1 protein-coding gene is annotated in these 520 nt (G+C 68.1%); it reads right to left on the bottom strand.

From position 1 onward, the window contains the following. Positions 1–520, bottom strand: a 520-nt coding sequence (locus NKI20_RS33670) for a transposase (RefSeq protein ID WP_352838311.1), incomplete at both ends; no start/stop codon positions are given.

The following is a 520-nucleotide window of genomic DNA, read 5'->3' as shown; positions in this document are numbered from 1 at the left end:
TTGGCCTCGCCTTGCGTCCACTCGGCCTTGGCCACGACCCGGCGCCGGCCGCTCCAGCTCTTGCGCGTGGTCCACAGGAAGTCCTTGAAGCGGCGGGCGGGCCGGCTGGTGAGGGCACTTTCTGCCTTGGCCGCCTCCAGTTCAGCCGCGATGTGGCGGACCAGCCGAACATTGCGGGCCAGACCGAACAGGTAGTCGACGGCGTTGGTTTCGCACCAGGCCATCAGCTCCTCGCGGGCGAAGCCGGAATCGGCGCGCAGCACGATGCGGACCTTGGGCCAGCGCTGACGCAGCTGGCGCACGATGCGCTCGATCTCCTGAACCGCGCCGGCGGCCGCGTCGATGTTGGCGGGCCGCAGCTTGGCGCACAAAAGGTGATCGCCGCAGAAGATGTAGAGCGGCAGGTAGCAGTAGTTGCCGTAGTAGCCGTGGAAGAACCGCCCCTCCTGGTTGCCGTGCAGGGGATCGTCCGTGGCATCCAGATCCAGCACGATCTCTTCGGGCGCAGCGGCGTGCGCGC

Origin of the sequence: Mesorhizobium sp. M0830, assembly GCF_040319965.1 — a bacterium.
Lineage (GTDB): Bacteria > Pseudomonadota > Alphaproteobacteria > Rhizobiales > Rhizobiaceae > Mesorhizobium.
Note: the sequence above shows the minus strand (reverse complement) of the source record. Positions and strands in the feature narration are given on the sequence as shown.